This is a genomic window from Streptomyces finlayi, assembly GCF_014216315.1.
Classification (GTDB): domain Bacteria; phylum Actinomycetota; class Actinomycetes; order Streptomycetales; family Streptomycetaceae; genus Streptomyces; species Streptomyces finlayi_A.
Window position 1 is genome coordinate 3,933,725 of sequence record NZ_CP045702.1, and the last position, 26,336, is coordinate 3,960,060.

Here is a 26,336-nt window from a genome sequence, read left to right on the forward strand (position 1 = left end):
CTTCTCGTCGCTCTCCGACGGCGGCGCCGCGTGCGGATACGCGGGCGGGCCCGGTCCGGTGGAATCCTCCGGACCGGGCCCGCGGGCCGTTCGGGGTGCCGGCCCGCGCCCCGTTCGGGGGTGACGGGCGCCCGCGCTCCGCTCGGGGAGCCGCCGCTCAGAAGTCGTCGGCGCCGTTGCGGAGTTCGGGGGTCCAGTAGCCGGTGGCCCAGACGGCCGGGTCGACGGCGATGCCGCCGGAGCCTGGAGCCTGCACGGTGGCCGTGTGGTCGCCGCCCTCGAGTTGTACGGAGAAGGCGGACACCGGCTCGTTCTCCTCGTCGACGCCGCCGTCGGACAGCTTCACCAGGGCGTACGCGGGAGCACCGGCCGGGAGCACGACCGGGGCGGCCGGCTTGCTCTTGGCGACGGCGGGCACGTTCTCCTTGTGGCTCTCCAGGAACTGGACCTTCGGGAAGCCCTTGATCGTGCAGCTCTGTCCGGAGGTGTTCTTCGCCGTGAGGACGATGTGTGTGTAGGGCGGGCCGTCCTGGCGGGCGGCGCTGATGGAGACGTCCTCGGTGGTGCAGACGGGTGCGGCCCCGGAGGCACCGGTGCCCGCGGTACCGGTGCCGGTGGTCTGCGCGGCGGCGGTGTCCTGCGGGGTCCCGGTGTCGTCGGCGGGCGCACCGCCGCCGCCCGGTGCGGAATCCTCGGCGGTGGCGGATGCGGAACCGCTGTCCGCCGGGCCTGCGGACTTCGTGCCGGACGCGTCCCCGCCACAGGCGGTGAGGGCGAGGGCGAGCGCGGCGGTGGTCGCGGCGGTGAGCAGGGCGGATCGGTGACGGTACGTGCGCATGAGGGGTCCCCCGGGTCGGGTGGTGCGGAGTCCGACGCGTCGGGTGGTCGGTCCGGCGGTCGACGGGCTGAGAGGTGGGGCGATCCGGGGCTGTTTCCCGTCGTTGCGGTGAAACGCCCCTGACCTGCCGACATCCATGAGTCTGCCGCCCGACGGTGACGTTTCGCTGTCGTGCCGCTAACGTCCGGCCGCGATCCCGCCGCGCGAGCCCCCGGCCGCCGCGTCAGCCCGGCGCGTCAACACGCGCGTCAGCCCGGCGCGTCAGCCGTCGTCGGAGAGCCTGAGGACTGCCCGCTCGTACCGTCTGCTGTGGTCCGGATCTGCCGTGACCTGGCACAACGCTCCCAGGGCCCGTACCGCGCCCTCGCTGAATCCGGTGTCCTCCGCCTCGCGGGCGGCCCGGTTGAGCAGCCGTATGCCCTCGCTCTTCGCGCCCAGCGCGAGGTGTGCCTCGCCGCAGAGGGTCGTCAGCAGCACCCGGCGGGCCGCCTCCTCGTGCTCGGGTCCGAGATCCAGGGCGGCACGGGCGGCGTCGAGCGCCTCCTGCGGCCGGTTCGCGGCGAGCTGCATCCGGGCGAGGTGCTGCAGGGCGAGCATCTCGGTGTGGGCGTCCCGCTCCTCGCGGCCCAGCTCGATGGCCCTCGCGCAGCCCTCCAACGCCGACTCCAGATCCCCCTGTCCGGCCTGGACGATCGCCAGGTTGATCAGCGCGGTCGCTTCGCCGAGCGGGTCCCCGGCCTGCCGGGCGAGGCCCGGGGAGCCCTCGAGCAGGGCGACGGCCTCGGCGGTCCTGCCCTCCTCGGTCAGGACCCAGCCGAGCAGCGTGGTCACCCGGGACTCGGCGTACGGATCGCCGAGGTCGCGCGCGGCGGCGAGGGCCGTCTCCAGCATCGGCGTCCAGTTGTCCCGTGCCCGCCACACCACCTGGGGCCACTGGAGCAGGATGATCCGCCAGGCCCGGTCGTCGAGCCCAGCGGTACGGGCCGCGGCGGCGGCCAGGGTCAGGTCCTCGCGTTCCGCGGACAGCCAGTGCATCGCCTCAGCGCGGCCGGTGAAGTCGCGTACCGCGGTGGGGCGGTGGAAGGCGTCCGGCAGGACGAAGCACGGCTCGCCCCCCGGCTCGGCCGTGTCGGCGGCGGCGAGCGCGGTCGCGATGTAGTGGTCGAGGACGCCGATGAGGGCCTCGCGCCCCGAGGCCGGGTCCAGGCCACGGGCGTACAGGCGGACGAGGTCGTGCAGGACCCAGCGGGCGGGCGCCGTCTCCGTGACGAGGTGGGCGGCTCCGAGGCGTTCCAGCGCGGTCGCCGCGGTGACCGGGTCGGTGCCGGCGAGCGCGGCCGCCGTGTACGGGTCGAAGTGCCCGCCGGGGTGGTGGCCGAGGCGGGCGAAGTGGTGCACGGCCTCGGGCGGCAGCTGCTGCACGGTCAGCCGCAGTGCGGCCGAGACGCCGGTGTCCTCGCCTTCGAGGTAGGCCAGCCGGCTCTGTTCGTCGGACAGTTCGGCGGCCGTCCCGGCCAGGGTGCGCCCCGGGCGGCCCGCCAGGCGTGCCGCGGTGACCCGGAGGGCGAGCGGCAGTCCGCCGCAGAGCTCGGCGATGCGGCGGGCCGCCACGGGTTCGGCGAGCACCCGCTCCTCGCCGAGCACGCCCGCCAGCAGGGCCACGCCGTCCTGCGGGCCGAGGATGTCGAGGGGGACGGGCCTGGCCGCGTCCGAGGCGATGATGCCTTCCAGCCGGTGGCGGCTGGTGACCACGGTGACGCAGTCGGTGCCGCCCGGCAGCAGTGGCCTGAGCTGGGCGGAGTCGCGGGCGTTGTCGAGTACGACGAGGAGACTGCGGCGGGCGGTCATCGAGCGGAAGAGCGCGGCGGCGGCCGGGACGGATTCCGGGACTCGGCGGGGTGCGACGCCGAGTGCGAGCAGGAACTCGCGCAGGATCTCCAGTGGTTCGGACTCACCGGTGTCGCTGAAGCCGCGCAGATCGGCGAAGAGGCGCCCGTCGGGGAACGCGGCGAGATTGCGGTGCGCCCATTGGAGCGCGAGTGTGGTCTTTCCGATGCCCGTCGGCCCGGTGACCAGGCAGATGGGTGCCTCGCCCGCCGCGGCCCGGGACAGTGAGGCCAGTTCGGGGAGCCGCCCGTGGAAGCCGCGCGGTGCGCGGGGCAGCAGGTCGGCGGTGTGTGACTCGCTGCCGTGGTGCGCGGGAGCGAGGGCGGGGGCGAGGGGGGCCGGCACGTCGACGCCGATGGCCGCCGGGCGGAGCTGCGTGGGCACGGGTCCGGGGCCGTCGGAGGACCGCGGGCCCTCCCCGGGGTCGCCCCGCAGGATCAGGGCGTACGCGTCGGCGAGTTCACGCCCGGGATCCACGCCCAGCTCGTCGGCGAGCAGCCGCCGGGTGCGGTGGAACCAGTCCAGGGCCTCCGACTGCCGGCCGGACCGGTACAGGGCCGTCATCAGCGCCGCCGCCAGCGACTCCCGCATCGGGTGCGCCACGGCCTCCGCCCGCAGCACCGCGGCGGCCCGGTTGTGTTCGCCCAGGCGGGCATAGGCACCGGCCAGCTGCTCCACCGTGGCCAGCCGCGACTCCTCCAGGGAGTGCGCGGCGGCCTGGAGCGGCGGGCCGGCGAACACACCGGTGAGCGGGGGGCCCTGCCACAACGCGAGGGCTTCCTTGAGCATCAGCACGGTGTCGGTGGCGCTGCGCTGCTCGCGCGCGAGCATGAGCAGCTCCTCGAACCGCTGCGAGTCGAGCAGTGATTCCGGCACCCGCAGCAGATAGGCGTCGCCGAGCGTGGTCAGTTCGACCTCGTACGCCTGGGCGTCGGCGCCCATCAGGAGGGCGCGCAGCCGGGACACATGGCCCTGGATGACGGTACGCGCGTGCAGCGGAGGTTCGTCGTCCCACAGCGCGTCCGTCAACTGGTTGATGGAAACGGGCGTGTTGGCGCGCAGTAGCAGGGCTGCGAGCAGGCTACGGCGCTTGGCGGGCCCCAGCGGGAGGGGACCCGAGAGGGTGTCGATGGAGACGGTGCCGAGCAGCCGGAACTCCACGAGTGCCTCTCGGTGGGGGGGAGGGACGCACCCGGTCGGGCGACGCGTGCACCCAGAATATCGGGGCGCGGGTGCGCCCGGATGCCCGGTGCTCCCAGGTGGGACCGGCCGTCCCCCGGAGCCTTACGGGTAGCGGCGTCCCTCCTCGGGTACGACCGCCGTGGGCGGTACGACCATGCGGCGGCGGCGCGCGATGCTCACATAGGTGAGGACGCCGATGAGTCCGACGACCATCATGATCCAGCCGACCAGGTCGACGTTGACGCTGTCCAGTTTCCAGTCGGTGGCGAAGGCGAGAATTGCCCCTGCCCCGATGAGGACGATGCATCCTCCGAGTCCCATGAGTTCTGCCTCCTCGATGGCCCGGAGGCTCCGGGCCGGTGTACGGATCGCGTACCCGGCTTGCCAACGCCCATGCGTGGGAAGGCCGTCGGGACAACAGCAGGCACCCCCCGGCCGCTGGGCCAGGGGTGCCTGGTGGTCACACTGCCGCGGTGTGCCCGGTGACCGGGCAGACGCCTGTGGGTTCGGCACCGTCGACACTCTGATCAGGGCGTTCCGCCGCAGGCTCGACACGACACCGACCGTGTACCGGCGCCGGTTCCGGACCGGCACGGAATGACAGCGGTCCCCCTGCCGTCCGCCGGCAGGGGGACCAGCGGGTGGTTCTGTCAGCCCGCCAGGAACGCCGTCAGCGCGTTCGCGAGCAGGTACGGGTCGTCGGCGCCGCACAGCTCACGGGCGCTGTGCATCGACAGGATCGCGACGCCGACGTCGACGGTCTGGATGCCGTGACGGGCGGCGGTGATCGGTCCGATCGTCGTTCCGCACGGCATCGCGTTGTTGGAGACGAACGTCTGCCACGGCACCCCGGCCTTCTCGCACGCCGCCGCGAACACGGCCCGGCCGCTGCCGTCGGTCGCGTACCGCATATTGACGTTGACCTTGAGGATCGGTCCGCCGTTGGCCACCGGGTGGTGCGTCGGGTCGTGGCGCTCCGCGTAGTTCGGGTGCACCGCGTGCCCGGTGTCGGAGGAGAGGCAGACGGTGCCGGCGAAGGCACGGGCGCGGTCTTCGAGACTGCCGCCGCGCGCGAACACGGAGCGCTCCAGGACGGTGCCCAGCAGCGGGCCGTCGGCGCCGGTGTCCGACTGCGAGCCGTTCTCCTCGTGGTCGAACGCGGCGAGTACCGGGATGTACGGAATCTTGTCGTCCGGCTGTCCGGCGACGGCCGCGAGCGCGGCGGTCGCCGCGTGCACGGAGAGCAGGTTGTCCATCCGGGGGCCGGCCAGCAGCTCCCGGTCGCGGCCCAGATAGGACGGCGGCTCGATGGCGTGCGGCATCAGGTCCCAGCCGGTCACGTCCTCGGCGTCGACGCCCGCCTCCTCGGCGACGAAGCGGATCAGATCGCCCTCCTCGACGTCGCCCAGGCCCCAGATGGGCTGCATGTGCTTCTGGCGGTCGAGCTTGAGGCCGTCGGAGTTGGCCGACCGGTCGAGGTGGACGGCCAGCTGCGGTACGCGCAGGAGCGCCCGGTCGACGTTGACCAGCCGGTGCGTGCCGTCGCGCAGGGAGAGCCGGCCGGCCAGGCCCAGGTCCCGGTCGAGCCAGGTGTTCAGGAGCGTCCCGCCGTAGATCTCGACGGCGACCTGGCGCCAGCCGTACGAACCGGTGTCCGGCAGCGGCTTCACCCGGAGGTTCGGCGAGTCGGTGTGTGCTCCGGCGATCCGGAACGGGGTGTGCGCCTCGGCGCCCTCCGGCACGTACCAGGCGATGATCGCCCCGCCGCGCAGCACGTACTTCCCACCGGAGGCCGCGTCCCAGGCCGCGGTCTCCTCGACCTGCCGGAAGCCGGCCTTCTCCAGTCGCGCGGCGGCGGAAGCCACCGCGTGGTACGGGGAGGGGCTGGCCATCAGGAAGGTCATCAGGTCGTCGGTGTGCCCGCGGTCGAAGCGGAGGGGAGAACTCATGTTCTTCACTGTAACGACGGTGGAGAGGGAGGATTCACGGTTGCCGCGCGGTGGCACATGCCGCGTATGCCGAGCGTGCCGGTACGCCCGTGGGAACCATCGGTACAGCCGTCGGCGCCAAGCACTTGATCATGGACTTGGTACGGCTCCGGAGGTCCTGTCGCTTCTCGGTGTTCGATTGAACTGGTGGGCCGACGCGAGCGCCTTCTCCAGCGCGGGCCGCACCTTCACCCGGGTGCTGTTCTGCTCCTTGTGAACCTTGTGGTACTCCGCACTGTGGAGGCCTCCAAGCTGGCTCGCCAGCTCTTGGCGGGCGGTCGACGTCCTCGCGTACATAGAGAAGGCCCGCCCCGTAGCGGACGCTGTTCAACAGCGTCCGTAGCGGGGCGGGCCTTCTCGCAGGCTGCGACAGGCGGGACGCGTACTAGAACGCGGCCTCGTCCAGCTCCATCAGCGAGTTGTCGACGGCCTCCGCGAGCGCGCGCTCGGCGCCCACACCCGGCAGGATGTTCGCGGCGAAGAACTTCGCCGCGGCGATCTTGCCCTGGTAGAAGGCGACGTCCTTCGGGGAGGCGGTCGGCAGCTTCTCGGCGGCCACGGCCGCGCCCCTGAGCAGCAGGTAGCCGACGACGACATCGCCGGAGGCCATCAGCAGCCGGGTCGTGTTGAGGCCGACCTTGTAGATGTTCTTGACGTCCTCGCCGGTCGCCGTGAGGTCGGTGATCATCGTGCCGACGATCGCCTCCAGGTCCACGGCCGCCTTGGCGAGCGAGTCGACCGCGGTGGCGAGCTCCTCGTTGCCCTGGTGCTCGGCGAGGAACTTCTTGATCTCCTCGGAGAGCGTGTTCAGCGAGGCGCCCTGGTCGCGGACGATCTTCCGGAAGAAGAAGTCCTGGCCCTGGATCGCCGTGGTGCCCTCGTACAGGGTGTCGATCTTGGCGTCACGGATGTACTGCTCGACCGGGTACTCCTGGAGGTAACCGGAACCGCCGAAGGTCTGGAGCGACTGGGCGAGCTGCTCGTACGACTTCTCGGAGCCGTAGCCCTTCACGATCGGGAGCAGCAGGTCGTTGAGGCCGTTCAGCGCCTTCGCGTCCTCGCCCGCGGCCTCCTTCTCCTGGATCGCGTCCTGGACGGTGGCGGTGTAGAGCACGAGGGAGCGCATGCCCTCCGCGTACGCCTTCTGCGTCATGAGCGAGCGGCGTACGTCGGGGTGGTGCGTGATGGTGACCTTGGGCGCCGTCTTGTCCATGAACTGCGAGAGGTCCGTGCCCTGGACGCGCTCCTTGGCGTACTCCAGCGCGTTCAGGTAACCCGTCGACAGCGTCGCGATGGCCTTCGTGCCGACCATCATGCGGGCGAACTCGATGATGCGGAACATCTGGCGGATGCCGTCGTGCTTGTCACCGACGAGCCAGCCCTTGGCGGGGTGCTGGTCGCCGAACGTCATCTCGCACGTGTTGGACGCCTTGAGGCCCATCTTGTGCTCGACGTTCGTCGCGTACACGCCGTTGCGCTCGCCCAGCTCGCCGGTGGTCCAGTCGAAGTGGAACTTCGGGACCATGTAGAGCGACAGGCCCTTGGTGCCGGGGCCCGCGCCCTCGGGGCGCGCCAGGACGTAGTGGAGGATGTTCTCGGACATGTCGTGCTCGCCCGAGGTGATGAAGCGCTTCACGCCCTCGATGTGCCAGGAGCCGTCCTCCTGCTCGACGGCCTTCGTGCGGCCGGCGCCGACGTCCGAACCCGCGTCGGGCTCGGTCAGCACCATCGTCGAGCCCCACTGCTTCTCGACGGCGATCTCCGCGATCTTCTTCTGCGCCTCGTTGCCCTCTTCGAAGAGGATCCCGGCGAAGGCCGGGCCGGAGGAGTACATCCAGACGGCCGGGTTCGAACCGAGCAGCAGCTCCGCGTAACCCCAGATCAGGGAGCGCGGCGCGGTGGTGCCGCCGATCTCCTCGGGCACGCCCAGGCGCCAGTACTCGGAGTCCATGAAGGCCTGGTACGACTTCTTGAAGGTGGCGGGCACCGGAGCGGTGTTGGTCTCCGGGTCGAACACCGGCGGGTTGCGGTCGGCGTCCGCGAAGGAGGCGGCGAGCTCGTTCGCCGCGAGGCGGTTGATCTCGTCGAGGATGGTCTTCGCGGTGTCGACGTCCATCTCGGCGAATGTGCCGGTGCCATACACCTTGTCGCGCCCGAGGACCTCGAAGAGGTTGAACTCGATGTCGCGGAGATTCGACTTGTAGTGCCCCATGGGAAGGCTCCGTAATCAATAGCAGTGGCGCGCAGCGCCCCGGGGAGGGGTCAGGGTCGGGCGACGAGCTGGCGTGGGTATATCAGCTGACCTCTACGATGATGCTACCCGTCAGTAATAAGGCGCAACCCCTCAAGGGGCCGATGTGTCCGATTACTCTTTGCGGCATGTACGGCTATGACCAGAACCCGGGCGCGCAGCAGCAGATGGGTGGCGGCTACGGCGAGCAGCCGCTGTATCCCGAACCCTCGCCGCCGTCCCTGGCGGACGCGGTCCGGGCCTTCACCACGGGCTCTCTGTCCGCGGAGGACTTCCAGCAGATCTTCGCGACCTCGAAGGTCTACTGCCCGCGCGGGGACAATCCGGGGTTCCTGGCCCTGCACAACACCCAGCAGCCCGTGATCCCGATGTTCACCACCCTCAAGGAGCTGCGGCTGTACGCGGGCAAGGAGTCGAAGTACTTCGTGATCACCGGCGCCGAGGTGATCGACCTGCTGCCCACCGGCTACGGCTTCGTCCTCGACATGGAGGGCGACCACCGCATGGTCTTCGACGCCAAGGCCGTGGAGCAGATGGTCGACTTCGCGATGCGCCGGATGTACGGCTAGGACTCGTCGCTTCCAGGACGGCCGACGCGCGGCCGTCCTGGCGGGCCCGCACCCCTGGGGTGCGGGCCTTCGTGCTGTCCGGGGCCGGGCGGGGAATGGATCCACCCTTGCAGGATGTTCACCATTCAACTAAATTGGAATCAGGACAATCCAGGAGGTGGCTTCCGATGCCCGCAGTGACCGTCGAAAACCCGTTGAGCCTGCCCAAGGTGGCTGCCCAGGGCGACGCCGTGGCCCGTCCCGTGCTCGCGGTCACGACCGCGCCCACGGGGTTCGAGGGGGAGGGCTTCCCGGTGCGCCGGGCCTTCGCGGGCATCGACTACAAGCACCTCGACCCGTTCATCATGATGGACCAGATGGGTGAGGTGGAGTACGCCGCGGGCGAGCCGAAGGGCACGCCCTGGCACCCGCACCGCGGCTTCGAGACCGTGACCTATCTGATCGACGGCACCTTCGTCCACCAGGACAGCAACGGGGGTGGCGGCACCATCGAGAACGGCGACACCCAGTGGATGACAGCCGGCTCCGGCCTGCTGCACATCGAGGCCCCGCCGGAGTCCCTCGTCATGTCCGGCGGCCTCTTCCACGGCCTCCAGCTCTGGGTGAACCTGCCCAAGGCCGACAAGATGATGCCCCCCCGCTACCAGGACATCCGCGGCGGTCAGGTCCAGCTCCTCGCCTCCCCGGACGGCGGCGCGCTGCTCCGTGTCATCGCCGGTGAGCTGGACGGTCACGAGGGCCCGGGGATCACCCACACCCCGATCACGATGATCCACGCCACCGTCCGTCCCGGCGCCGAGGTGACCCTGCCCTGGCGCGAGGACTTCAACGCCCTCGCGTACGTCCTGGCCGGGCGCGGCACCGCCGGCGCGGAGCGCAGGCCCGTCATCAAGGGGCAGACCGCCGTCTTCGGCAGCGGCTCCTCGCTGACCTTCCGCGCGGACGATCTCCAGGACGGCAACAGCCCCGACCTGGAGATCGTCCTGCTCGGTGGCAGGCCCATCCGCGAGCCGATGGCGCACTACGGGCCGTTCGTGATGAACAGCCAGGCCGAGTTGAAGCAGGCGTTCGAGGACTTCCAGGCCGGACGCCTCGGCACCGTGCCCGCCGTCCACGGAATGTGACCCCCCGTCCGCCCGCCGGGCACGGGTGACGAGCCGTCACCCGTACGCCCGCGCGGGCGGGCCGCCGTACGCGCTCCGTGATCGGGTGGGGAGAGTGCAGACCCCCAAGCCCCTCCTGCCCGACGGCGCGCGCCGGACAGCCGCGTGGTGCTGCGTCCTGCTCCTCGTCATGGGTGTCACCGCGGTCGCCGTCTGGCTGTGCATCGTGCTCAAGACGGCCGTCACGCCGGTCCTGCTCGCGCTGCTCGGTACGGCGCTGCTCGGCCCCGTCCACCGCCGGCTGGCCGCGCACGGGGTGAACCGTTCGCTGGCCGCCGGACTGACCTGTGCCGCGCTCGTCGCGGTGGTGGGCGGCGCCGGGTACATCGTCGCCACCGCGCTCATCGACACGGGCGGCCAGATCGTGGACTCGCTCAAGGACGCCGGTCAGTGGATCATCGACCACTTCGGTGTCGCGGACGGCACGGACGTGGACGACCTCGCCGACAACGCCAAGAACCTCGTCGGGAAGTTCGGCGCCAGTGCCGCGGGCGGCCTGCTCAGCGGGATCAGCCTGGTCGGCTCCTTCGTGGCGACCGGCTTGCTCGCTCTGCTGCTCACGTTCTTCTTCCTGCGCGACTCCGACCGGGCCGCGAACCTCGCCCACACCATCGCCCCGCGCGGCACCGGTGATCTGGTGGAGGCCGTGGGGCGGCGGGCCTTCGAGGCCGTCGAGGGCTTCATGCGGGGCACCACGTTCATCGCGCTGATCGACGCCCTGTGCATCACCGTGGGTTTGCTGGTCCTGAGCGTCCCGGGGGCGGTGGGGCTGGGGGCGCTGGTGTTCGTCGGGGCCTACATCCCGTATCTCGGGGCGTTCATCTCCGGTGCGGTGGCCGTCCTGGTCGCGCTCGCCGACCGCGGTCTCGTCATCGCGGCCTGGGCGCTCGGGGTGGTGCTCGCGGTCCAGGTGCTGGAGGGCCATGTCCTCCAACCGGTGATCCAGAGCCGTACGGTCCAGATGCACCCCGCCATGATCATGATCGCGCTGACCGCGGGCGCCAGTGTCGCGGGCATCCTGGGCATGCTGCTCGCGGTCCCGTTGTGCGCGGCGGCGTTCGGAGTCATCGGGGAACTGCGGAAGGGGTACGCGGCCCCGGAGCGCGGCGAGCCGCCGGAAGCCGGTGAGGGCCCGCCCGCGAGCCGGGCCGACGCCTGAACCGCCGCCGGCCCGGCCTCAGGGAGCGGGCGGCTCCTGCGTCTCCTGCAGCTCGAACCAGATCGACTTCCCCTCGCCCCGCGGGTCCACCCCCCACGCGTCGGCCAGCATCTCCATCAGCACGAGCCCACGCCCGCTGGACGCCATCTCGCCCGGCCGCCGTTTGTGCGGCAGCTCGTCGCTCCCGTCGGCGACCTCCACGCGCAACCGCCGCTCGCCCCGCTCCCCGCCGGCCTCCGCCACCATCAGCGCGTCGCCGTCCGTGTGGACGAGCACATTGGTGGCCATCTCCGAGAGCATCAGCACCGCCGAGTCGACCTGCTCCGGGTCGGCCCAGTCGTGCAGCAGTTCGCGCAGCTGCTGCCGGGCCGCCGCGATCCGCTCCGGATCGGCCTGGGCGATGGTCATGGCGGTGCGGCGCGGGGGCGCCTGCCGTGTCGTGGGGCCCTCGCGGCGGAGCACCAGGACGGCGATGTCGTCCTCGCGCCGGTCCGCCAGCGGCCCGGTCGTGTAGTGGGACGTCGGGCCGTGCACGGCTTGGACCAGGGCGTCGGCGAGCTTCTCCAGGTCCCCGGTCGGCTGCTCAAGGATCGGCCGTAGCCGCTGCCAGCCGGTCGCCATGTCGTGTCCGCCGGTCTCGATGAGCCCGTCCGTGCACAGCATGATCGTTTCGCCCGGTTCCAGAACGACCCTGGTCGTCGGATAGTCCGAGTCCGCCTCGATGCCCAGGGGCAGTCCACCCGCGGTCTGCCGGATCACCGCGGTGCCGTCCACACTGATCACCACCGGGTCCGGATGTCCTGCCCGGGCGATGTCCAGGGTGCCGGTCTCCGGGTCGGCCTCCGCGTACAGACAGGTCGCGAAGCGCGGGCCGGCGCTCTCGCAGCCCCCCTGCTCCTCCGCCAGGCCGGCGAGGAAGCGCGAGGCCCGGGAGAGCACCGCGTCGGGGCGGTGTCCCTCGGAGGCGTACGCGCGCAGGGCGATGCGCAACTGGCCCATGAGTCCGGCGGCCCGTACGTCATGGCCCTGGACGTCACCGATGACGAGGGCCATACGCCCGTTGGGCAGCGGGATCATGTCGTACCAGTCGCCGCCGACCTGGAGCCCGCCGCCGGTGGGGACGTAGCGCGCGGCCACCGGCATCCCCGGGATGCCGGGGCCCAGCGACGGCATCATCGAGCGCTGGAGGCCCAGCGAGAGCTCGCGTTCGGTCTCTGCGGCCCCGGCACGGTCCAGAGCCTGGGCGAGCATCCGGGCGACCGTCGTCAGTACGGCGCGCTCGTCCGGCGAGAAGGACACGGGGTGCCGGAACCCGGCCATCCAGGCGCCCATCACGTGCCCGGAGGCGATCAGCGGCAGGAACGCCCAGGAGCGGCGTCCGAAGCGGCGGGCCAGCGGCCAGGTGGCGGAGAACTGCCGCCGGTACTCGTCCGGCGACGGCAGATAGATCGCCCGCCCCGTCCGTACGGCCTCGGCGGCCGGATAGTCCGTGTCCAGGGGCATGTCGGCGAAGGGGTGCTCGTCGCCCACGTGGTGCCCGTGGTGCCCGATGATCGTCAGCCGCTCTCCCGCGACGCCGAACACGGCGAGGCCGTCCGGCGAGAACCCGGGCATCGAGAGGGAGGCGGCGACCCGCAGCACCTCCTCGGTGGACCGTGCCTCGGCCAGCGCCCGGCCCGCGTCGAGCAGGAACGCCTCACGGGAGCGGCGCCAGTCCCCGGTGATCGCGGTGTGCTCGGCGGTGGAGTCCGGTTGCGGCTCGGCGACTTCCTGGAGGGTGCCCGTCAGCACGTAGCTCTGCGGGCCTCCGCCGGCCCGCAGGACCGGCTTCGACCGGCTGCGCACGATACGGAGCACGTGGCCCGCCTCGTCCACGATCCGCAGCCGGGCCTCGGCCAGGGTGCCCTCGGAGACCGCGAGATTCACGACCCCGTAGATCTCGTTCCAGTCGACCGGGTGGAACCGGGAACGCACCATGGACTCTCTGAAGTCGCCGGGCTCGGCGGGCAGGCCGAGGAGCCGGGCAGCCTCCGCGTCGAGCGTGACCGTCCCGGCTTCGTTGTCCCAGCACCACAGACCGGTCGCGATCGCGGCCAGGACTTCCTCGGTGCGCATTGCCCCACTTTAAGAAGATGTGCCCGCAGGACGCCACCGAGGGGACGGGGCGCCGGGCCGGCCGGCCGGGGGCCCGGACCCGTCGCCCGATGTCTCCCGCAAGACCTCGAAACGACAACGGCAATGCTGGGGTGCGGACGCGGACGGTAGCCTGGGGTGGCTGAGACCGCCCTCCTGTTCCCCGTCGGTCTCGATCCGCCTCGAATCGCTAAGACTGGATGAACGACGATGCATCGGTACAGGTCCCACACCTGCGGCGAGCTCCGCGCCTCTGACGTCGGCACCGACGTCCGGCTGAGCGGCTGGCTGCACAATCGCCGAGACCTGGGTGGCATCCTCTTCATCGATCTGCGCGACCACTACGGTCTGGTGCAGCTCGTCGCCCGCCCCGGCACCCCCGGCAACGACGCCCTGTCGAAGCTGACCAAGGAGACCGTCGTCCGGATCGACGGCAAGGTCTCCGCGCGCGGCGCCGACAACGTCAACCCGGAGCTCCCGACCGGTGACATCGAGATCGAGGTCACCGAGGTCGAGGTCCTGGGAGAGGCGGCCCCGCTGCCCTTCACGATCAACGCCGAGGACGGCGTCAACGAGGAGCGGCGTCTGGAGTACCGCTTCCTCGACCTGCGCCGCGAGCGTATGCACCGCAACATCATGCTGCGCTCGTCGGTCATCGCCTCCATCCGCTCCAAGATGGTGGCGCTCGGCTTCAACGAGATGGCGACCCCGATCCTCGCCGCGACGTCCCCCGAGGGCGCCCGCGACTTCGTGGTCCCCTCCCGGCTGAACCCGGGCAAGTTCTACGCGCTGCCGCAGGCCCCCCAGCAGTTCAAGCAGCTGCTGATGATCTCCGGCTTCGACCGCTACTTCCAGATCGCCCCGTGCTTCCGCGACGAGGACGCCCGTGCGGACCGTTCGCCCGGCGAGTTCTACCAGCTCGACGTGGAGATGTCCTTCGTCGAGCAGGAAGACGTCTTCCAGCCGATCGAGAAGCTCATGACCGAGCTCTTCGAGGAGTACGGCAACGGCCGCCACGTCACCTCGCCGTTCCCGCGCATCCCGTTCCGCGAGTCGATGCTGAAGTACGGCAACGACAAGCCGGACCTCCGCGCGCAGCTGGAGCTCGTCGACATCTCCGACGTCTTCGCGGACTCGGAGTTCAAGGCCTTCGCCGGCAAGCACGTCCGTGCCCTGCCGGTCCCGGACACGGCGGGCCAGTCCCGCAAGTTCTTCGACGGCCTCGGCGCGTACGCGGTCGAGCACGGCGCCAAGGGCCTCGCCTGGGTCCGGGTCGGCGAGGACGGCACCCTGGCGGGTCCGATCGCCAAGTTCCTCACCGAGGCGGACGTCAAGACGCTCACCGAGCGCCTGTCCCTCGTCCCCGGCCACGCCGTGTTCTTCGGCGCGGGCGAGTTCGACGAGGTCTCCAAGATCATGTCCGTCGTCCGCGTCGAGGCCGCCAAGCGCTCCGGCCACTTCGAGGAGGGCGTCTTCCGGTTCTGCTGGATCGTCGACTTCCCGATGTACGAGAAGGACGAGGAGACCGGCAGGATCGACTTCTCGCACAACCCGTTCTCCATGCCCCAGGGCGGCATGAAGGACCTGGAGGAGAAGGACCCGCTGGACATCCTGGCGTGGCAGTACGACATCGTCTGCAACGGCACCGAGCTGTCCTCCGGCGCCATCCGCAACCACGAGCCCGACGTCATGCTCAAGGCGTTCGAGATCGCCGGCTACGAGGCCGAGACCGTCGAGAAGGAGTTCGCGGGAATGCTGCGCGCGTTCCGCCTCGGCGCCCCGCCGCACGGTGGCATCGCCCCGGGCGTCGACCGCATCGTGATGCTGCTCGCCGACGAGCCCAACATCCGCGAGACCATCGCCTTCCCGCTCAACGGCAACGCCCAGGACCTGATGATGGGCGCCCCGTCCGAGCTGGACGAGACCCGTCTGCGCGAGCTGAACATCCAGCTCCGCAAGCCGGTCGCCTCGGCGAAGGACAAGGACAAGGACAAGGACAAGGACAAGACGGAGAAGTAGCCCGTCGATGTTCCACGTGAAACAGCCCCCGGTGCTCAGTCGGGGGCTGTTTCACGTGCGGGTGCCGCGCGTGGGGCGCGGGGCGGTGGTCCGCGTACGGCCGGACGGCGCGTCTGAAGAGGCGTCAGGAAGGCCCCAGCGCACAATGCGACCTGAGACCGCGTCAGCCGAGTCACTCAGGAGCCCTCGTCGTGTCCGCTTCCCGACGTCCGTACGCCACCCTCGCCGCACTGCTCCTCCTGGTCCTCACCGGCTGCTCCACACAAGCGCCCGCACCCCCCGAGCCGCGCGGTGCGCCAGGTCCTCAGTCGATGCCGGCGTCCGCGCGCCCGAAGGCTCCCCGGCCCGCGGAGATCCCGGCCCTCGGCCCGCGGACCAGGGCCGCGATCCCGGCCACGGCACGGCAGGCGGTCGTCGTCACCGGTAAGGCCCGGGACTCCAACCGGTCCACCGCCGTCCTGTACGCCCGTGACGACCTCGCCAAGGGGTGGAAGGCGGCGGCGGGCCCGTGGCCCGCGCACAACGGCCTGGAGGGCTGGACGGACTTCCATGTGGCGGGCGATCTCAAGTCGCCGGTCGGCGTCTACACCCTCTCCGACGCGGGCGGGCGGCTTCCCGATCCGGGGGCCCGGCTCCCGTACGACGAGCATCCCCGGTTCGCGTTGAGCGGCGAGGGGTTCTTCGGGGAGTCGCTCGAAGGGTCCTTCGACTACGTCGTCGCCATCGACTACAACCGCACGCCCGGCGTCACCCCCCTCGACCGGGAGCGCCCGCTCGGCGAGAACCGGGGCGGCGGCATCTGGCTCCATGTGGACCACGGTGGCCCGACCCAGGGCTGCGTCTCGCTTCCCGAAGCCCGGATGAAGGACCTTCTCCGGGCCCTCGACCCGGCGAAGAAGCCGGTGATCGTGATGGGGGACGCGAAGACCCTACGCCGCTGAGGAGCCGGGCGGCAGACAAGAGGGCCGGGACCGCGGGTGCGGTGTCCCGGCCCTCTGCCGTCGTGCACAGGTGCCTAGCGGTGCCTACGCGGCGCCCAGCGGTGCCTACGCGGGCTTCTCCTCCAGGCGCGGGAACAGCACCGCGCCCTTCGTCACCGTCGCCCCTGCGGTCAGCAGGCCCCAGGTGCCCGCGTCCTGCACCCGCTGACCGGCCAGGGCGCCCAGGGACTCCTCGGCGCCCAGGGACTCCCACAGCTTCTGCGAGGTCTCCGGCATCACCGGGTTCAGCAGGACGGCCACACCGCGCAGCGCCTCCGCGGCGGTGTACAGGATCGTCGCGAGACGGGCCTGACCCTCCGGGGAGGTGTCCTTGGCGACCTTCCAGGGCTCCTGCTCCGTGATGTAGCCGTTGACCTGCTTCACGAAGTCGAAGATCGCCAGGATGCCGGCCTGGAAGTCGAGGTCGTCGCCGATCTTCCGGTCGGCGATGGCGACGGCCTTCGCCAGCCCCTCCTGTACGGCCTGCTCGGCGTCACCGGCGGCCGTGGCCTCCGGAAGCGCCCCGCCGTAGTACTTGCCGACCATCGCCGCGAGGCGAGAGGCGAGGTTGCCGTAGTCGTTGGCGAGCTCGGAGGTGTAGCGGGCGGTGAAGTCCTCCCACGAGAACGAGCCGTCGTTGCCGTACGCGATCGCGCGCAGGAAGTACCAGCGGTACGCGTCCACGCCGAAGTGCGAGGTCAGGTCCTGGGGCTTGATGCCGGTCAGGTTCGACTTGGACATCTTCTCGCCGCCGACCATCAGCCAGCCGTTGGCGACCACCTTGCCGGGCAGCGGCAGCCCCTGCGCCATCAGCATCGCGGGCCAGATCACCGAGTGGAAGCGCAGGATGTCCTTGCCGATCAGGTGCACGTCGGCCGGGAAGGTGGTGTCGAACTTCTCCTGGTTGGCGCCGTAGCCGACGGCCGTCGCGTAGTTGAGCAGCGCGTCGACCCAGACGTAGATCACGTGCTTCTCGTCCCACGGCACCGGGACGCCCCAGTCGAAGGTCGAACGCGAGATCGACAGGTCCTGGAGGCCCTGCTTGACGAAGTTCAGCACCTCGTTGCGGGCGGACTCGGGCTGGATGAACCCGGGGTTGGCCGCGTAGAACTCCAGCAGCTTCGGGCCGTACTCGCTGAGCTTGAAGAAGTAGTTCTCCTCCTTGAGGAGCTCCACCGGCTTCTTGTGGACGGGGCACAGCTTGGTGCCGTCCTCGGCCTCGATGAGGTCGCCCGGGAGCTTGTACTCCTCACAGCCCACGCAGTACGGGCCTTCGTACCCGCCCTTGTAGATCTGGTCCTTGTCGTACAGGTCCTGCACGAACTCCTGCACACGGTCGGTGTGCCGCTTCTCCGTCGTACGGATGAAGTCGTCGTTCGTGATGTTCAGGTGCTCCCAGAGGGGCTTCCAGGCCTCCTCGACGAGCTTGTCGCACCATGCCTGCGGGGTGACGTCGTTCGCCTCGGCCGTACGCATGATCTTCTGACCGTGCTCGTCCGTGCCGGTGAGGAACCACACCTTCTCGCCGCGCTGACGGTGCCAGCGCGTGAGCACGTCGCCTGCGACGGTCGTGTAGGCGTGGCCCAGGTGAGGAGCGTCGTTGACGTAGTAGATGGGGGTCGAAACGTAAAACGCCTTCACGCCTTCGCTCGACTCCTGCTTCTCGGTTCCAGTGGCCGCCATGGTCGAAATCCTAACGGCCATCGGCTGGTCCCCTCGCACGGATAAACGCGGCGCGGTACGACGACGGCGGTGCCCGGCCGCTGGGGCGGGCACCGCCGTGTCGGTGCTGTGCGTGGATCAGACGTGGATCACAAGGGGATCAGCTGCTGGTGACGTCCTCGCGGGCGGCGGTCCAGGCGGGGAGCGCGGACAGGATCTCCCGGTAGAGCGTGGCGTCCGGAACCTCGCGCGGCGCCGGGCCGGCGTGGAAGAACGCGGCGTTCTCGACGTCGAGCCTGCGCAGGAAGTCGAAGCCCTTGGCGTCCTCGTCACCGAAGGCGACGAACTGGAAGAACAGCGGCAGCCGCGCCGCGTCGGCCAGTGCCTGGCGGGCGGCCTGCTTGGCGTCCGGCGGGCCGTCGGTCTGGAAGATCACGAGAGCGGGACCGGTGGCTTCCGACTTCTCGTAGTGCGCGACGATCTCCTCGACGGCACGGTGGTAGTTGGTACGTCCCAGACGGCCGAGCCCGGCGTGCAGCTCGTCGATCCGGCCCTCGTGGGCGGTGAGGTCGACGGCTCCGGTGCCGTCGATGTCGGTCGAGAAGAAGACGACGGGCACGGTGGCGTTCTCGTCGAGGTGCGCGGCGAGGGCCAGGGTGCGGTCGCCCAGGTGCTGGGCGCTGCCGTCCTTGTAGAACGGCCGCATGGACCCGGACCGGTCGAGCACCAGATAGACGGTGGCGCGGAACCCGGTGAGCCCGTGCTCCTTGAGCCCGGCCTGCGCGGCCTGGTAGGAGTCGACGAGCTGGGGCGCACGGGCCTTGACCTGGGCGAGGGACACGGCGGGTTTGGCCGCGGGGGCGTCGGCGGGACTGTCGGTGGCGACGGGCTCCACGGTGGCGGGCTCAGCAGCGGCAGGCTCGGTGGCGGCGGGCTCCACGACGGCAGGCTCGGTGGCGGCGGGCTCCACGACGGCGGGCTCGGCGGCGGTGGGCTCCACGACGGCGGGCTCGGCGGCGGTGGGCTCCACGGCGGTGGGCTCCACGACGGCGGGCTCGGCGGCGGCGGGCTCGGCGGCGGCGGGCTCCACGACGGCGGGCTCCACGACGGCGGGCTCGGTGGCGGTGGGCTCGGCGGCGGTGGGCTCCACGGCGGTGGGCTCCACGGCGGCGGGGGGCGGGATGATGGCGGAGACGGAATTGGTCTCAGGCGCGGCCTCGGCCTCGGCGGCCGGTTCGGCCTCGGCCTCGGACTTGACCTCAGCCTCGGGGGCCTGCTCGGGGGTTGCCTCCGGGGCCGGCTCCGGGGTGACTTCGGCCGTCTCCGTCTCCGCCGCTGGGGTCGCTGCGGCTTCCGTCTCGGGCGCCGTCTCGGGCGCCGTCTCGGGCGCCGTCTCGGGCGCCGTCTCCGTCTCCGTCTCCGTCTCCGTTTCCGTTTCCGTTTCCGGTGCCGGGTCCAGGTCGAGCGTGATCGGTTCCGGCTCCGCCTCGGGCTCGCTTGCGGCGGCGACCGGCTCGGTCGTCGTCTCGGGCGCCACCTCGGGCGGGGCTACCGCTTCGGCGACTGGCTCCGCGACCGGCTCCGCGACCGCTTCGGCCGTCGCCGGCTCCGCGGCGGGAGCCGCCTTCTTGTGGGAGGCGGAGCCCTGGGCCGGGACCGTGGGCGTGGTGGCGGGGGCGGACGACGAAGTGGCGGCCGCCTTGTCAAAGGCAGCCGCCACCAGGTCCGAGGCCAGTCCGCTGTCCCGCTCGCCGGACCGCGCGGCCGGCGTGGTCGCCGAGGAGCCGGACAAGGAAGAAGCGGACGAGGAAGAAGCGGAAGTGGAAGCGGAGGGAGAAGTGGAGGGGGAGGACGAGGCCGGGGCCGGCACCGACGCCTTCACGGCCGGTGCGGGCTCGGCCGCCGAAGTCGTCTCCGGCTCCGGCTCCGTGGGCTGGGTGCGCTCGGCCTGGGGCGGGACGGTGGCCGTGGCCGACTCGTCCTGCTCCGTGCGGCCGAACACCTTGCGCAGCAAGCTCCGAATGCCCATGGGCCAAGCCTTTCGCATGAGTTGGGTGCGTGATATGTCCGTCCTGCGGGAATTGATTCCTGGCCAGGGCGGATACGTAAGGTTAGCGGCCGGATCCGGCCGTTCGGCGGCACGGCCCGCCCCGGGGACAACTGAGCCTCAACCGAGCCCCAACCGAGGCATTGCCGATTTCCGGCCACATGGGGAGAGCAGCGGTGGCCCGGACTTCACCCCGCGTTCACCGGGAGTCCCTCCTACCGCGTGACTGCGCACCTACCGTCACGCAGGACACACAAATGGAAGGAATCCACGTGCGCAATCTGCTGCCGCTCATCAGCTCGCATCCGGGCGGGCGCTCTGGGCTGACCTGCCGCTACCGCTGCGGCGACGCCTGCTTCCAGGAGATACCGAACACCAGCGACAACGAGTACGCCGGCGATGTCATCGCCGGTGCCCTGTCGCGCCGGTCGATGATGCGCGCCGCCGCCGTGGTGACCGTTGCCGCTGCTGCCGGGACCGCCACCCTCGCCGGTCCGGCCGCCCCGCAGGCCGAGGGCGCCGCCCTCGCAGCTCCGGGCCGCTCGCCGAAGTACCCGCACAAGCCGGGCGTTTCGGGTGCTCGCGGGCTGCGGTTCGCGCCCGTGGCGCCCAACAAGGACGACAAGGTCACCGTCCCGGACGGCTACGAGCAGAACCTCGTGATCGGCTGGGGTGAACCGATTCTGCGCGGTGCCCCCGCGTTTGATCCGGACCGTCAGACCGCGAAGGCGCAGGCGGGCCAGTTCGGCTACAACGTCGACTTCCTCTCGCTGCTCCCGCTCCGGGGTGAGCGCGGCCGCCAGGTCCTGGTCGCCAATCATGAGTACACGGACGAGAACCTCATGTTCCGTGGTTACGATCCGGCCAATCCGACCCGTGAGCAGGTCGAGATCGCCTGGGCGGCGCACGGGCTCTCCGTCGTCGTGGTCCAGGAGGAGCACCGCACAGGGAAGCTCGCCGCCATCGGCCGTCACCCGCTGAACCGCCGCCTCACCGCGACCAGCGAGTTCCGGGTCACCGGACCTGCCGCCGGCAGCCACCTGCTGCGCACGTCCGCCGACCCGTCCGGCCGCAAGGTCCTCGGCACGCTGAACAACTGCGCGGGCGGCACCACTCCGTGGGGCACCACGCTGCACGGCGAGGAGAACTTCAACCAGTACTTCGCCAACGGTTCGAGCGCCACCGACAAGCGGTACGGCATCGGTTCGTCCACCACCGAACGCAAGTGGGAGCGTTTCGACAAGCGCTTCGACGTCGCGCAGGAGCCCAACGAGCCGCACCGTCACGGGTGGGTCGTCGAACTCGACCCGTTCGACCCGGAGTCCACCCCGCGCAAGCGCACCGCGCTGGGCCGCTTCAAGCACGAGGCGGCGCAGCCCCGGCTGACCTCGGACGGACGCCCGGTCGTGTACATGGGCGACGACGAACGCTTCGACTACTTCTACAAGTTCGTCTCCAGCAAGCGGATGAAGAAGGGGAACTCGCGGGCCGCCCGCGAGCACAACCTGACCCTGCTGGACGAGGGCACGCTGTACGTCGCCAAGCTGACCGGCGACTCCCCGGCCGCCGAGCTCGACGGCACCGGAAAGCTGCCCAGCGACGGTGAGTTCGACGGCAGCGGCGTGTGGATCCCGCTGGCGACCGACAACGTCTCGCACGTGCCGGGCATGACGGCCGAAGAGGTGTACGTCTTCACCCGTCTGGCCGGTGACAAGGTCGGCGCCACGAAGATGGACCGCCCCGAGGACGTCGAGCCGTCGCCGCGCACCGGCCGCGTCTACATCGCGCTCACCAACAACACCGACCGCGGCAAGGCCGGGAAGGCCGGCGCGGACGAGGCGAACCCGCGCAACCTCAACAAGCACGGCCAGGTCCTGGAGCTGGCGGAGCACTGGGACGACCCGGCGGGCGACGGTTTCGCCTGGCGGCTGTTCCTCGTCGCGGGTGACCCGAACGACCCCTCGACGTACTTCGCCGGCTTCCCCAAGGAGAAGGTCAGCCCCATCTCCTGCCCGGACAACGTGGCCTTCGACGACCACGGGAACCTGTGGATCTCCACGGACGGCAACCAGCTCGGCTCCCACGACGGCCTCTTCGGCGTCGCGACGCAGGGCGAGCGCCGCGGTGAGCTGAAGCAGTTCCTCACCGTCCCGACCGGCGCCGAGACCTGCGGCCCGGTGATCCAGGACCGTCGCGTCCTGGTCGCCGTGCAGCACCCGGGCGAGGTCGACGGTGCGACCGTCGAGAAGCCGGCGAGCAGCTGGCCGGACGGTCCGGGGAAGATCGTCCGCCCGTCCGTCGTCGCCGTATGGCGCAAGGACGGCAGGGACATCGGCGTCTGATCCCGCCGATTCCCACTGCCGAAGCAGGCAGAACACCAGCCCTGCGCCCATGCGGTGCAGGGCTGATGTGCGTCGCAGGAAGGGTGTCCGCGCTCCCGAGACGCCCTGCCGGCGTGGCCCGGCCGCTGGGGTGACGGCCAGTCAGTCCAACGTGACCTGCACGTTTCTCACGAAGGGTCCCCACACGGGAATACCGTCCCGCAGAACACGTCTCACGGCCTGTGCCGTGGTGGCGGGGGCGATGCTGCGGACGGAAAGTCCGCTCGTACGGCGCCCGTGTGCCTGCGCCCCATTAGAGTCGGTCCCATGGTTTCCGGTGAGGCACCGCAGGCGGCGGGCAGCGTCCGTGTCGACGTCTGGATCTGGTCGGTCCGGCTGACGAAGACCCGGTCGCAGGCCGCGGCCGCCTGCCGGGCAGGACATGTGCGGGTCAACGGCGACCGCGCCAAGCCGGCACAGGCACTGCACACGGGCGACGAGGTGCGGCTGCGGCACGACGGCCGGGACCGGATCGTGGTCGTGTCGAAGCTCGTGAAGAAGCGGGTGGGCCCTCCCGTGGCGGCCGAGTGCTTCGTCGACAACAGCCCGCCTCCGCCGCCCCGCGAGATCGCCCTTCAGGTCCCGGTTCGCGACCGCGGCACGGGCCGCCCCACCAAGCGCGACCGGCGCGAGATGGAGCGCCTCCAGGAGCGGGGCCCCGGGCCGGACCGCTGAGCCGGTCACTCTGCGTGTTTCACGTGAAACACCCCTGAGGCCGGAGGACCTAGGGTTGAGGCGAGGCGATCGCCCTGGCCGCGGCCACTTCCTGACGCAGCGGCTCCAGCACACTGTCCTCGTCACCCACCAGCTCGGCCCGTACCTCCACCAGCTCCTCGCTCGACCGGAGTCCCTCCGACAGCTCCCGCAGCTGCTGCTCGGCCGCGGCCACCTCGGCGGGCAGGGGCGCCGCGGCCCCGTGGTCGACCCGGACCCGGGCCGCCGTCGTCGCGTCCACGATCCGTTCGACGGCGACGACCAGCGGCCACCAGGCAGCGGCGTGCGTCCCGACGGGAGGCGGTTCCGTGAGCGCCCGCTGGAATTCGGAGCGCACGGCCGAGAGATCGCGGTAGAGCCGGCGCCGGGTCCGAACCCGTTCCGCCTGATCGGCATCGAGGCCGTCGAAGGCAGACGCCACATAGTCGGCGATGTCCGTCACCGCGTCCGCGAGCCGGGAGCCGATCCGGGTGTGCCAGCTCTCCGGCCAGAGCAGATAGCCGGCCACCAGCACGATCGCGCAGCCGAGCAGACTGTCCAGGAGACGCGGCTGGACCAGTGCGATGCCCTGGTGGTTCAGCAGGTCGGACAGCAGCAGGATGACCGGGGTGATGGCCGCGGTCTGGAAGGCGTACCCCTTCGCCGTGAGTGCGGGAATGAGCGCGGCGAGCACCACCATGACCGGCACGTCCCACCACCCGATGGGTACCTCGGCCAGCACCGGTGCCGCGATGACGAGCCCGGCCGCCGTGCCGACGGCGCGCAGCACCGCCCGGGAGAAGACCGAACCGAAGTCCGGCTTGAGGACGAAGGTGACGGTCAGCGCGACCCAGTACGACCGTTCCACGTCGACCAGCGAGGTGAGTGCCTGCGCCAGTCCGATGCACAGGGCCAGGCGCAGTCCGTACCGCCAGGACGTCCCGGAGAACAGCACACTGCCGGCCGACCGCCGGATGCGTACGCCGAGTGCCGCGGGCCGCCCGAGCCGGTCGTCCACGTTGTACGGATCGGGTTCGGTCTTGTGGACGACGGCTGCCGCATGACGCAGGGCGCTGTCCACCGCGCGGGTGGCGGGGGACTCGGGTTCCGGGAGGTCGAGCACCGGTACGCCGCCGCGGTTCTGCTCCACGTCGTCGGCCAGCGCGCGTACCGCCGCCGGAATCAGGCCGGGCAGCGGGCGCCGCGTCAGATGGGCGGCGGGCGCCGCCTCGAGGAGCGGGATGACGACGTTGAGCTGGGACAGCAGCCGCACCATGGAGGTGCTGCGCCCGTGGTAGAGCGCCCGGCGGGCGAGCACCAGGTCGTAGGAGGCGTTCAGCGACTGGGTGACGTCCTGGCGCCGCTCCTCGTACGCGGACGTGCCGGCGGCGGCCAGCAGGTCGGCGATGGCTCGGTAGGTGTCCGCGACGGCGGCCCGTTCGGGGAGTTTTCCGCGGAACGGCCAGGCCAGCAGGGTCAGGACGAGCACCACGAGTCCGCCGACTGTGAGCAGCAGCGGGGCCACCCACCAGGGGTTCGGCATGGGCAGTCCGGCGCCGACCACCGTGTTGAGCAGGAGCAGCAGTCCGGAGACCGAGGCCACGGCGCCGATCGTCGACATCATCCCGGAGACGAGGGCGATGACGGTGAGCACGGCGACGGCCGCCCAGCCCGTGTCGAAGACGAGCGTGCCGAGCATCATCCCGAGGGCGCCGAAGATCTGCGGCACGGCGATGTTGAGGATGCGCATCCGGTAGGCGTCGGCGGTGTCGCCGATGACCCCGGACAGCGCGCCCATCGAGACGAGAGCGCCGTACGTCGGACGGTCGGCCGCGAACCCGACGGCGAGTGGAGCCGCCAGCGCCACGGAGGCGCGGGCGACGGCGGCCCAGGGAACGGGAGCGGTCTGCGGGCGCAGTCCGCTCAGCAGCCAGGGCGGCGGTGCCGCGCGCTTCCGTCCGGCGTCGGCCCCGGCCACTGCGTGCCCCCTCCGTACCGCCCTGGTGCGGGTCAGCTCTTGTAGTTCTCGACCTCTTCGGCCGGCCTCACCTTCGCCGTTGACGGGTCCTCACCGAATTCGCTGAGGGCGCGGCGGCGGCGCAGGAGGTCCCAGCACTGGTCGAGCCTGACCTCCACCGTACGCAGCCGGGCCTTCTCCTCGTCGGAGAGCCCCATCTTCGCGGTGGAACGGTCACGGAGGGCCCGTTCCTCGGAAATCAGCTCGTCGATGGTGTCGAAGATGTCCCGGTCGGCCATGACGCCTCTTTCGGTCGCGGGGTGGTGGTTGTGGTGGGCATGCGGTCAGAGCACGAAGAGGGTCTTGCCGCGCGCACCGCCCGCACGGTTCTCGGCGAGTGCCTGGGGTGCCTTCTCCAGTGGGAGTTCGAGGGCGATCGGCACGCTCAGAGTTCCGCTCGCGGTGGCCTTGGCGAGGGTGGCGAGCAGGACGGCCGTCGGGGACAGGCGGAAGTCGGCCGCTCTCGTGCCGGCGGGGGCGGTCGCCGGACCGGCGGCACCCCGGGTGCTGAGGGCGACGCCACCGGTGCGTACCAGCGCCGCGTGCGGAGTGAAGGAGGCATGGTCCGTGGAGACGAGGTCGACGACGGCGTCGACGCCGTCAGGACACACCTCGCGCACCGCCGCTTCGAGGGCGCCGGGTCCGGCCGTCGTGTCGATGGTGACCGAGGCCCCCAGCGCACCCATCCGGGTCCGCTCGTCGCCGCGCACCGCCGCGAGCACGCGCACGTCCCGTGCGGTGGCGAGCTGCGTCAGACAGCTGCCGACACCGCCTGCCGCACCGATGACGAGCAGCCGCCCGCCGGGGCGTACGGCCGCGGCCTCCAGGATCTGCGCGGCGGCCATCCCGGCCGACGGGAGCGCGGCGGCGGTCCGCAGGGGCAGTTCGCCGGGGGCCAGGACGATGGGGGAGTCATGCGGTACGGAGACGTACTCGCAGTACGTCCCGGTCCCGGGCTCCGGCCCGGAAGCGGTCCCGGAAGCGGTCCAGGGAGTGGCCCCCGGAGCCGGCCTCGTGACCCGGCCGAGGACCGCGTCACCCACCCGGAAGGGGTTGTCGCCGCTGCCGATCATGTCGACCCTGCCCGCGAAGTCCACGCCGATGACCAGGGGGAACACCTGCCGGGCCGGATCGCCTCCGGCGCCGTCGGCGGTCATCCAGTCCTGCGGGTTGAGGGAGGCGTACTCGATCTTCACCCGCACCTCGCCCGCCGCGGGTTCCGGCTTGGGGACCTCGACGAGACCCGGCTCCGCGCGGAACGCTGTGACGGCGATGGCTCGCATGACGGAAGACCTCTCAGTCGCCCCCGACTCTCACGGTCCCACTCTCGCCCGGCCCGCACGCGAGCGCACATCGGACCCCGCCGG

18 protein-coding genes and 1 pseudogene are annotated in these 26,336 nt (G+C 71.2%); 8 read left to right on the top strand and 11 right to left on the bottom strand.

The genetic code is table 11. The features are described 5' to 3' along the window. Positions 1–157 precede the first annotated feature (157 nt). The 3 genes from F0344_RS18230 to F0344_RS18240 all read right to left on the bottom strand — a co-directional run bounded on the left by F0344_RS18230 (position 158) and on the right by F0344_RS18240 (position 4,228). Positions 158–838 carry a DUF4232 domain-containing protein gene (locus F0344_RS18230; protein ID WP_185299795.1) on the bottom strand — a complete coding sequence of 227 codons (681 nt, stop codon included), beginning with the start codon at positions 836–838 and terminating at the stop codon, positions 158–160. Between the two features lie 261 nt (positions 839–1,099). Next, positions 1,100–3,886, bottom strand: coding sequence for an AfsR/SARP family transcriptional regulator (locus F0344_RS18235; protein WP_185299796.1), 2,787 nt, complete (start codon positions 3,884–3,886; stop codon positions 1,100–1,102). A 123-nt stretch (positions 3,887–4,009) separates the two neighbouring features. Then, on the bottom strand, positions 4,010–4,228 hold the full coding sequence (locus F0344_RS18240) for a DUF6458 family protein (RefSeq protein ID WP_185299797.1): 219 nt from the start codon (positions 4,226–4,228) through the stop codon (positions 4,010–4,012). 169 nt (positions 4,229–4,397) lie between these two features. Between F0344_RS18240 and F0344_RS36850 the strand changes: the two are divergent. Further along, a pseudogene (locus F0344_RS36850) lies at positions 4,398–4,508 on the top strand (AraC family transcriptional regulator); the annotation flags it as partial. Positions 4,509–4,557: 49 nt separating this feature from the next. Here F0344_RS36850 and F0344_RS18245 read toward each other — a convergent pair. Both F0344_RS18245 and F0344_RS18250 read right to left on the bottom strand, forming a co-directional pair. Next, the gene (locus tag F0344_RS18245) at positions 4,558–5,856 is read right to left on the bottom strand and encodes a M18 family aminopeptidase (RefSeq protein ID WP_185299798.1); all 1,299 of its coding nucleotides are present in this window, start codon (positions 5,854–5,856) and stop codon (positions 4,558–4,560) included. A gap of 424 nt (positions 5,857–6,280) precedes the next feature. Next, the gene (locus tag F0344_RS18250) at positions 6,281–8,107 is read right to left on the bottom strand and encodes an acyl-CoA dehydrogenase (protein ID WP_185299799.1); all 1,827 of its coding nucleotides are present in this window, start codon (positions 8,105–8,107) and stop codon (positions 6,281–6,283) included. A gap of 167 nt (positions 8,108–8,274) precedes the next feature. Here F0344_RS18250 and F0344_RS18255 point away from each other — a divergent pair, with 167 nt between their 5' ends. The 3 genes from F0344_RS18255 (at position 8,275) to F0344_RS18265 (ending at position 11,037) form a co-directional block, all read left to right on the top strand. Continuing rightward, entirely contained in the window at positions 8,275–8,715 is a 441-nt protein-coding gene (locus F0344_RS18255; protein ID WP_185299800.1) for an SseB family protein, read from the top strand. 167 nt (positions 8,716–8,882) lie between these two features. Continuing rightward, positions 8,883–9,839, top strand: a complete 957-nt coding sequence (locus F0344_RS18260) for a pirin family protein (protein ID WP_185299801.1) — start codon at positions 8,883–8,885, stop codon at positions 9,837–9,839. A gap of 94 nt (positions 9,840–9,933) precedes the next feature. Further along, positions 9,934–11,037, top strand: a complete 1,104-nt coding sequence (locus F0344_RS18265; RefSeq protein ID WP_185299802.1) for an AI-2E family transporter — start codon at positions 9,934–9,936, stop codon at positions 11,035–11,037. A gap of 18 nt (positions 11,038–11,055) precedes the next feature. On the opposite strand, the gene F0344_RS18270 is transcribed toward F0344_RS18265, so the two are convergent. After that, a complete protein-coding gene (locus F0344_RS18270) occupies positions 11,056–13,152 on the bottom strand; it encodes an ATP-binding SpoIIE family protein phosphatase (RefSeq protein WP_185299803.1) in 2,097 nt (698 codons plus the stop codon). Positions 13,153–13,380: 228 nt separating this feature from the next. Here F0344_RS18270 and aspS point away from each other — a divergent pair, with 228 nt between their 5' ends. Both aspS and F0344_RS18280 read left to right on the top strand, forming a co-directional pair. Next, positions 13,381–15,189 carry an aspartate--tRNA ligase gene (aspS, locus tag F0344_RS18275; RefSeq protein WP_185299804.1) on the top strand — a complete coding sequence of 603 codons (1,809 nt, stop codon included), beginning with the start codon at positions 13,381–13,383 and terminating at the stop codon, positions 15,187–15,189. A gap of 191 nt (positions 15,190–15,380) precedes the next feature. Further along, positions 15,381–16,130, top strand: coding sequence for a L,D-transpeptidase family protein (locus tag F0344_RS18280; RefSeq protein WP_185299805.1), 750 nt, complete (start codon positions 15,381–15,383; stop codon positions 16,128–16,130). Between the two features lie 105 nt (positions 16,131–16,235). Here F0344_RS18280 and metG read toward each other — a convergent pair whose 3' ends face one another. Together metG and F0344_RS18290 are read right to left on the bottom strand one after the other, a co-directional pair. Next, positions 16,236–17,852: a methionine--tRNA ligase gene (gene metG, locus F0344_RS18285; protein WP_185299806.1), complete on the bottom strand. Its 1,617-nt coding sequence runs from the start codon at positions 17,850–17,852 to the stop codon at positions 16,236–16,238. Between the two features lie 139 nt (positions 17,853–17,991). Further along, the gene (locus F0344_RS18290; RefSeq protein WP_185299807.1) at positions 17,992–19,860 is read right to left on the bottom strand and encodes a VWA domain-containing protein; all 1,869 of its coding nucleotides are present in this window, start codon (positions 19,858–19,860) and stop codon (positions 17,992–17,994) included. A 290-nt stretch (positions 19,861–20,150) separates the two neighbouring features. On the opposite strand from F0344_RS18290, the gene F0344_RS18295 reads away from it, so the two are divergent. Further along, the gene (locus F0344_RS18295; RefSeq protein ID WP_185302753.1) at positions 20,151–22,220 is read left to right on the top strand and encodes a PhoX family protein; all 2,070 of its coding nucleotides are present in this window, start codon (positions 20,151–20,153) and stop codon (positions 22,218–22,220) included. Positions 22,221–22,526: 306 nt separating this feature from the next. Next, positions 22,527–22,934 carry an RNA-binding S4 domain-containing protein gene (locus F0344_RS18300; protein WP_185299808.1) on the top strand — a complete coding sequence of 136 codons (408 nt, stop codon included), beginning with the start codon at positions 22,527–22,529 and terminating at the stop codon, positions 22,932–22,934. 49 nt (positions 22,935–22,983) lie between these two features. Here the strand turns inward: F0344_RS18300 and F0344_RS18305 are convergent, their stop codons facing one another. Genes F0344_RS18305 through F0344_RS18315 form a run of 3 tightly spaced genes read right to left on the bottom strand, consistent with a single transcriptional unit; the run spans position 22,984 to position 26,252 of the window. After that, positions 22,984–24,930, bottom strand: a complete 1,947-nt coding sequence (locus F0344_RS18305; RefSeq protein WP_258049992.1) for an FUSC family protein — start codon at positions 24,928–24,930, stop codon at positions 22,984–22,986. 32 nt (positions 24,931–24,962) lie between these two features. Continuing rightward, positions 24,963–25,208: a DUF2630 family protein gene (locus F0344_RS18310; RefSeq protein WP_185299809.1), complete on the bottom strand. Its 246-nt coding sequence runs from the start codon at positions 25,206–25,208 to the stop codon at positions 24,963–24,965. 45 nt (positions 25,209–25,253) lie between these two features. Beyond that, complete coding sequence (locus tag F0344_RS18315) at positions 25,254–26,252, bottom strand: NADP-dependent oxidoreductase (RefSeq protein WP_185299810.1); 999 nt, start codon at positions 26,250–26,252, stop codon at positions 25,254–25,256. Positions 26,253–26,336 lie beyond the last annotated feature (84 nt).

Excerpts from the sequence above, each read along its gene's own strand:
- F0344_RS18260 (WP_185299801.1), top strand. The coding sequence starts at position 8,883 with ATGCCCGCAGTGACCGTCGAAAACCCGTTGAGCCTGCCCAAGGTGGCT.
- aspS (WP_185299804.1), top strand. The coding sequence starts at position 13,381 with ATGCATCGGTACAGGTCCCACACCTGCGGCGAGCTCCGCGCCTCTGAC.
- F0344_RS18230 (WP_185299795.1), bottom strand. The coding sequence starts at position 838 with ATGCGCACGTACCGTCACCGATCCGCCCTGCTCACCGCCGCGACCACC.
- metG (WP_185299806.1), bottom strand. The coding sequence starts at position 17,852 with ATGGCGGCCACTGGAACCGAGAAGCAGGAGTCGAGCGAAGGCGTGAAG.
- F0344_RS18245 (WP_185299798.1), bottom strand. The coding sequence starts at position 5,856 with ATGAGTTCTCCCCTCCGCTTCGACCGCGGGCACACCGACGACCTGATG.
- F0344_RS18310 (WP_185299809.1), bottom strand. The coding sequence starts at position 25,208 with ATGGCCGACCGGGACATCTTCGACACCATCGACGAGCTGATTTCCGAG.
- F0344_RS18315 (WP_185299810.1), bottom strand. The coding sequence starts at position 26,252 with ATGCGAGCCATCGCCGTCACAGCGTTCCGCGCGGAGCCGGGTCTCGTC.
- F0344_RS18300 (WP_185299808.1), top strand. The coding sequence starts at position 22,527 with ATGGTTTCCGGTGAGGCACCGCAGGCGGCGGGCAGCGTCCGTGTCGAC.
- F0344_RS18290 (WP_185299807.1), bottom strand. The coding sequence starts at position 19,860 with ATGGGCATTCGGAGCTTGCTGCGCAAGGTGTTCGGCCGCACGGAGCAG.
- F0344_RS18250 (WP_185299799.1), bottom strand. The coding sequence starts at position 8,107 with ATGGGGCACTACAAGTCGAATCTCCGCGACATCGAGTTCAACCTCTTC.
- F0344_RS18255 (WP_185299800.1), top strand. The coding sequence starts at position 8,275 with ATGTACGGCTATGACCAGAACCCGGGCGCGCAGCAGCAGATGGGTGGC.
- F0344_RS18240 (WP_185299797.1), bottom strand. The coding sequence starts at position 4,228 with ATGGGACTCGGAGGATGCATCGTCCTCATCGGGGCAGGGGCAATTCTC.
- F0344_RS18270 (WP_185299803.1), bottom strand. The coding sequence starts at position 13,152 with ATGCGCACCGAGGAAGTCCTGGCCGCGATCGCGACCGGTCTGTGGTGC.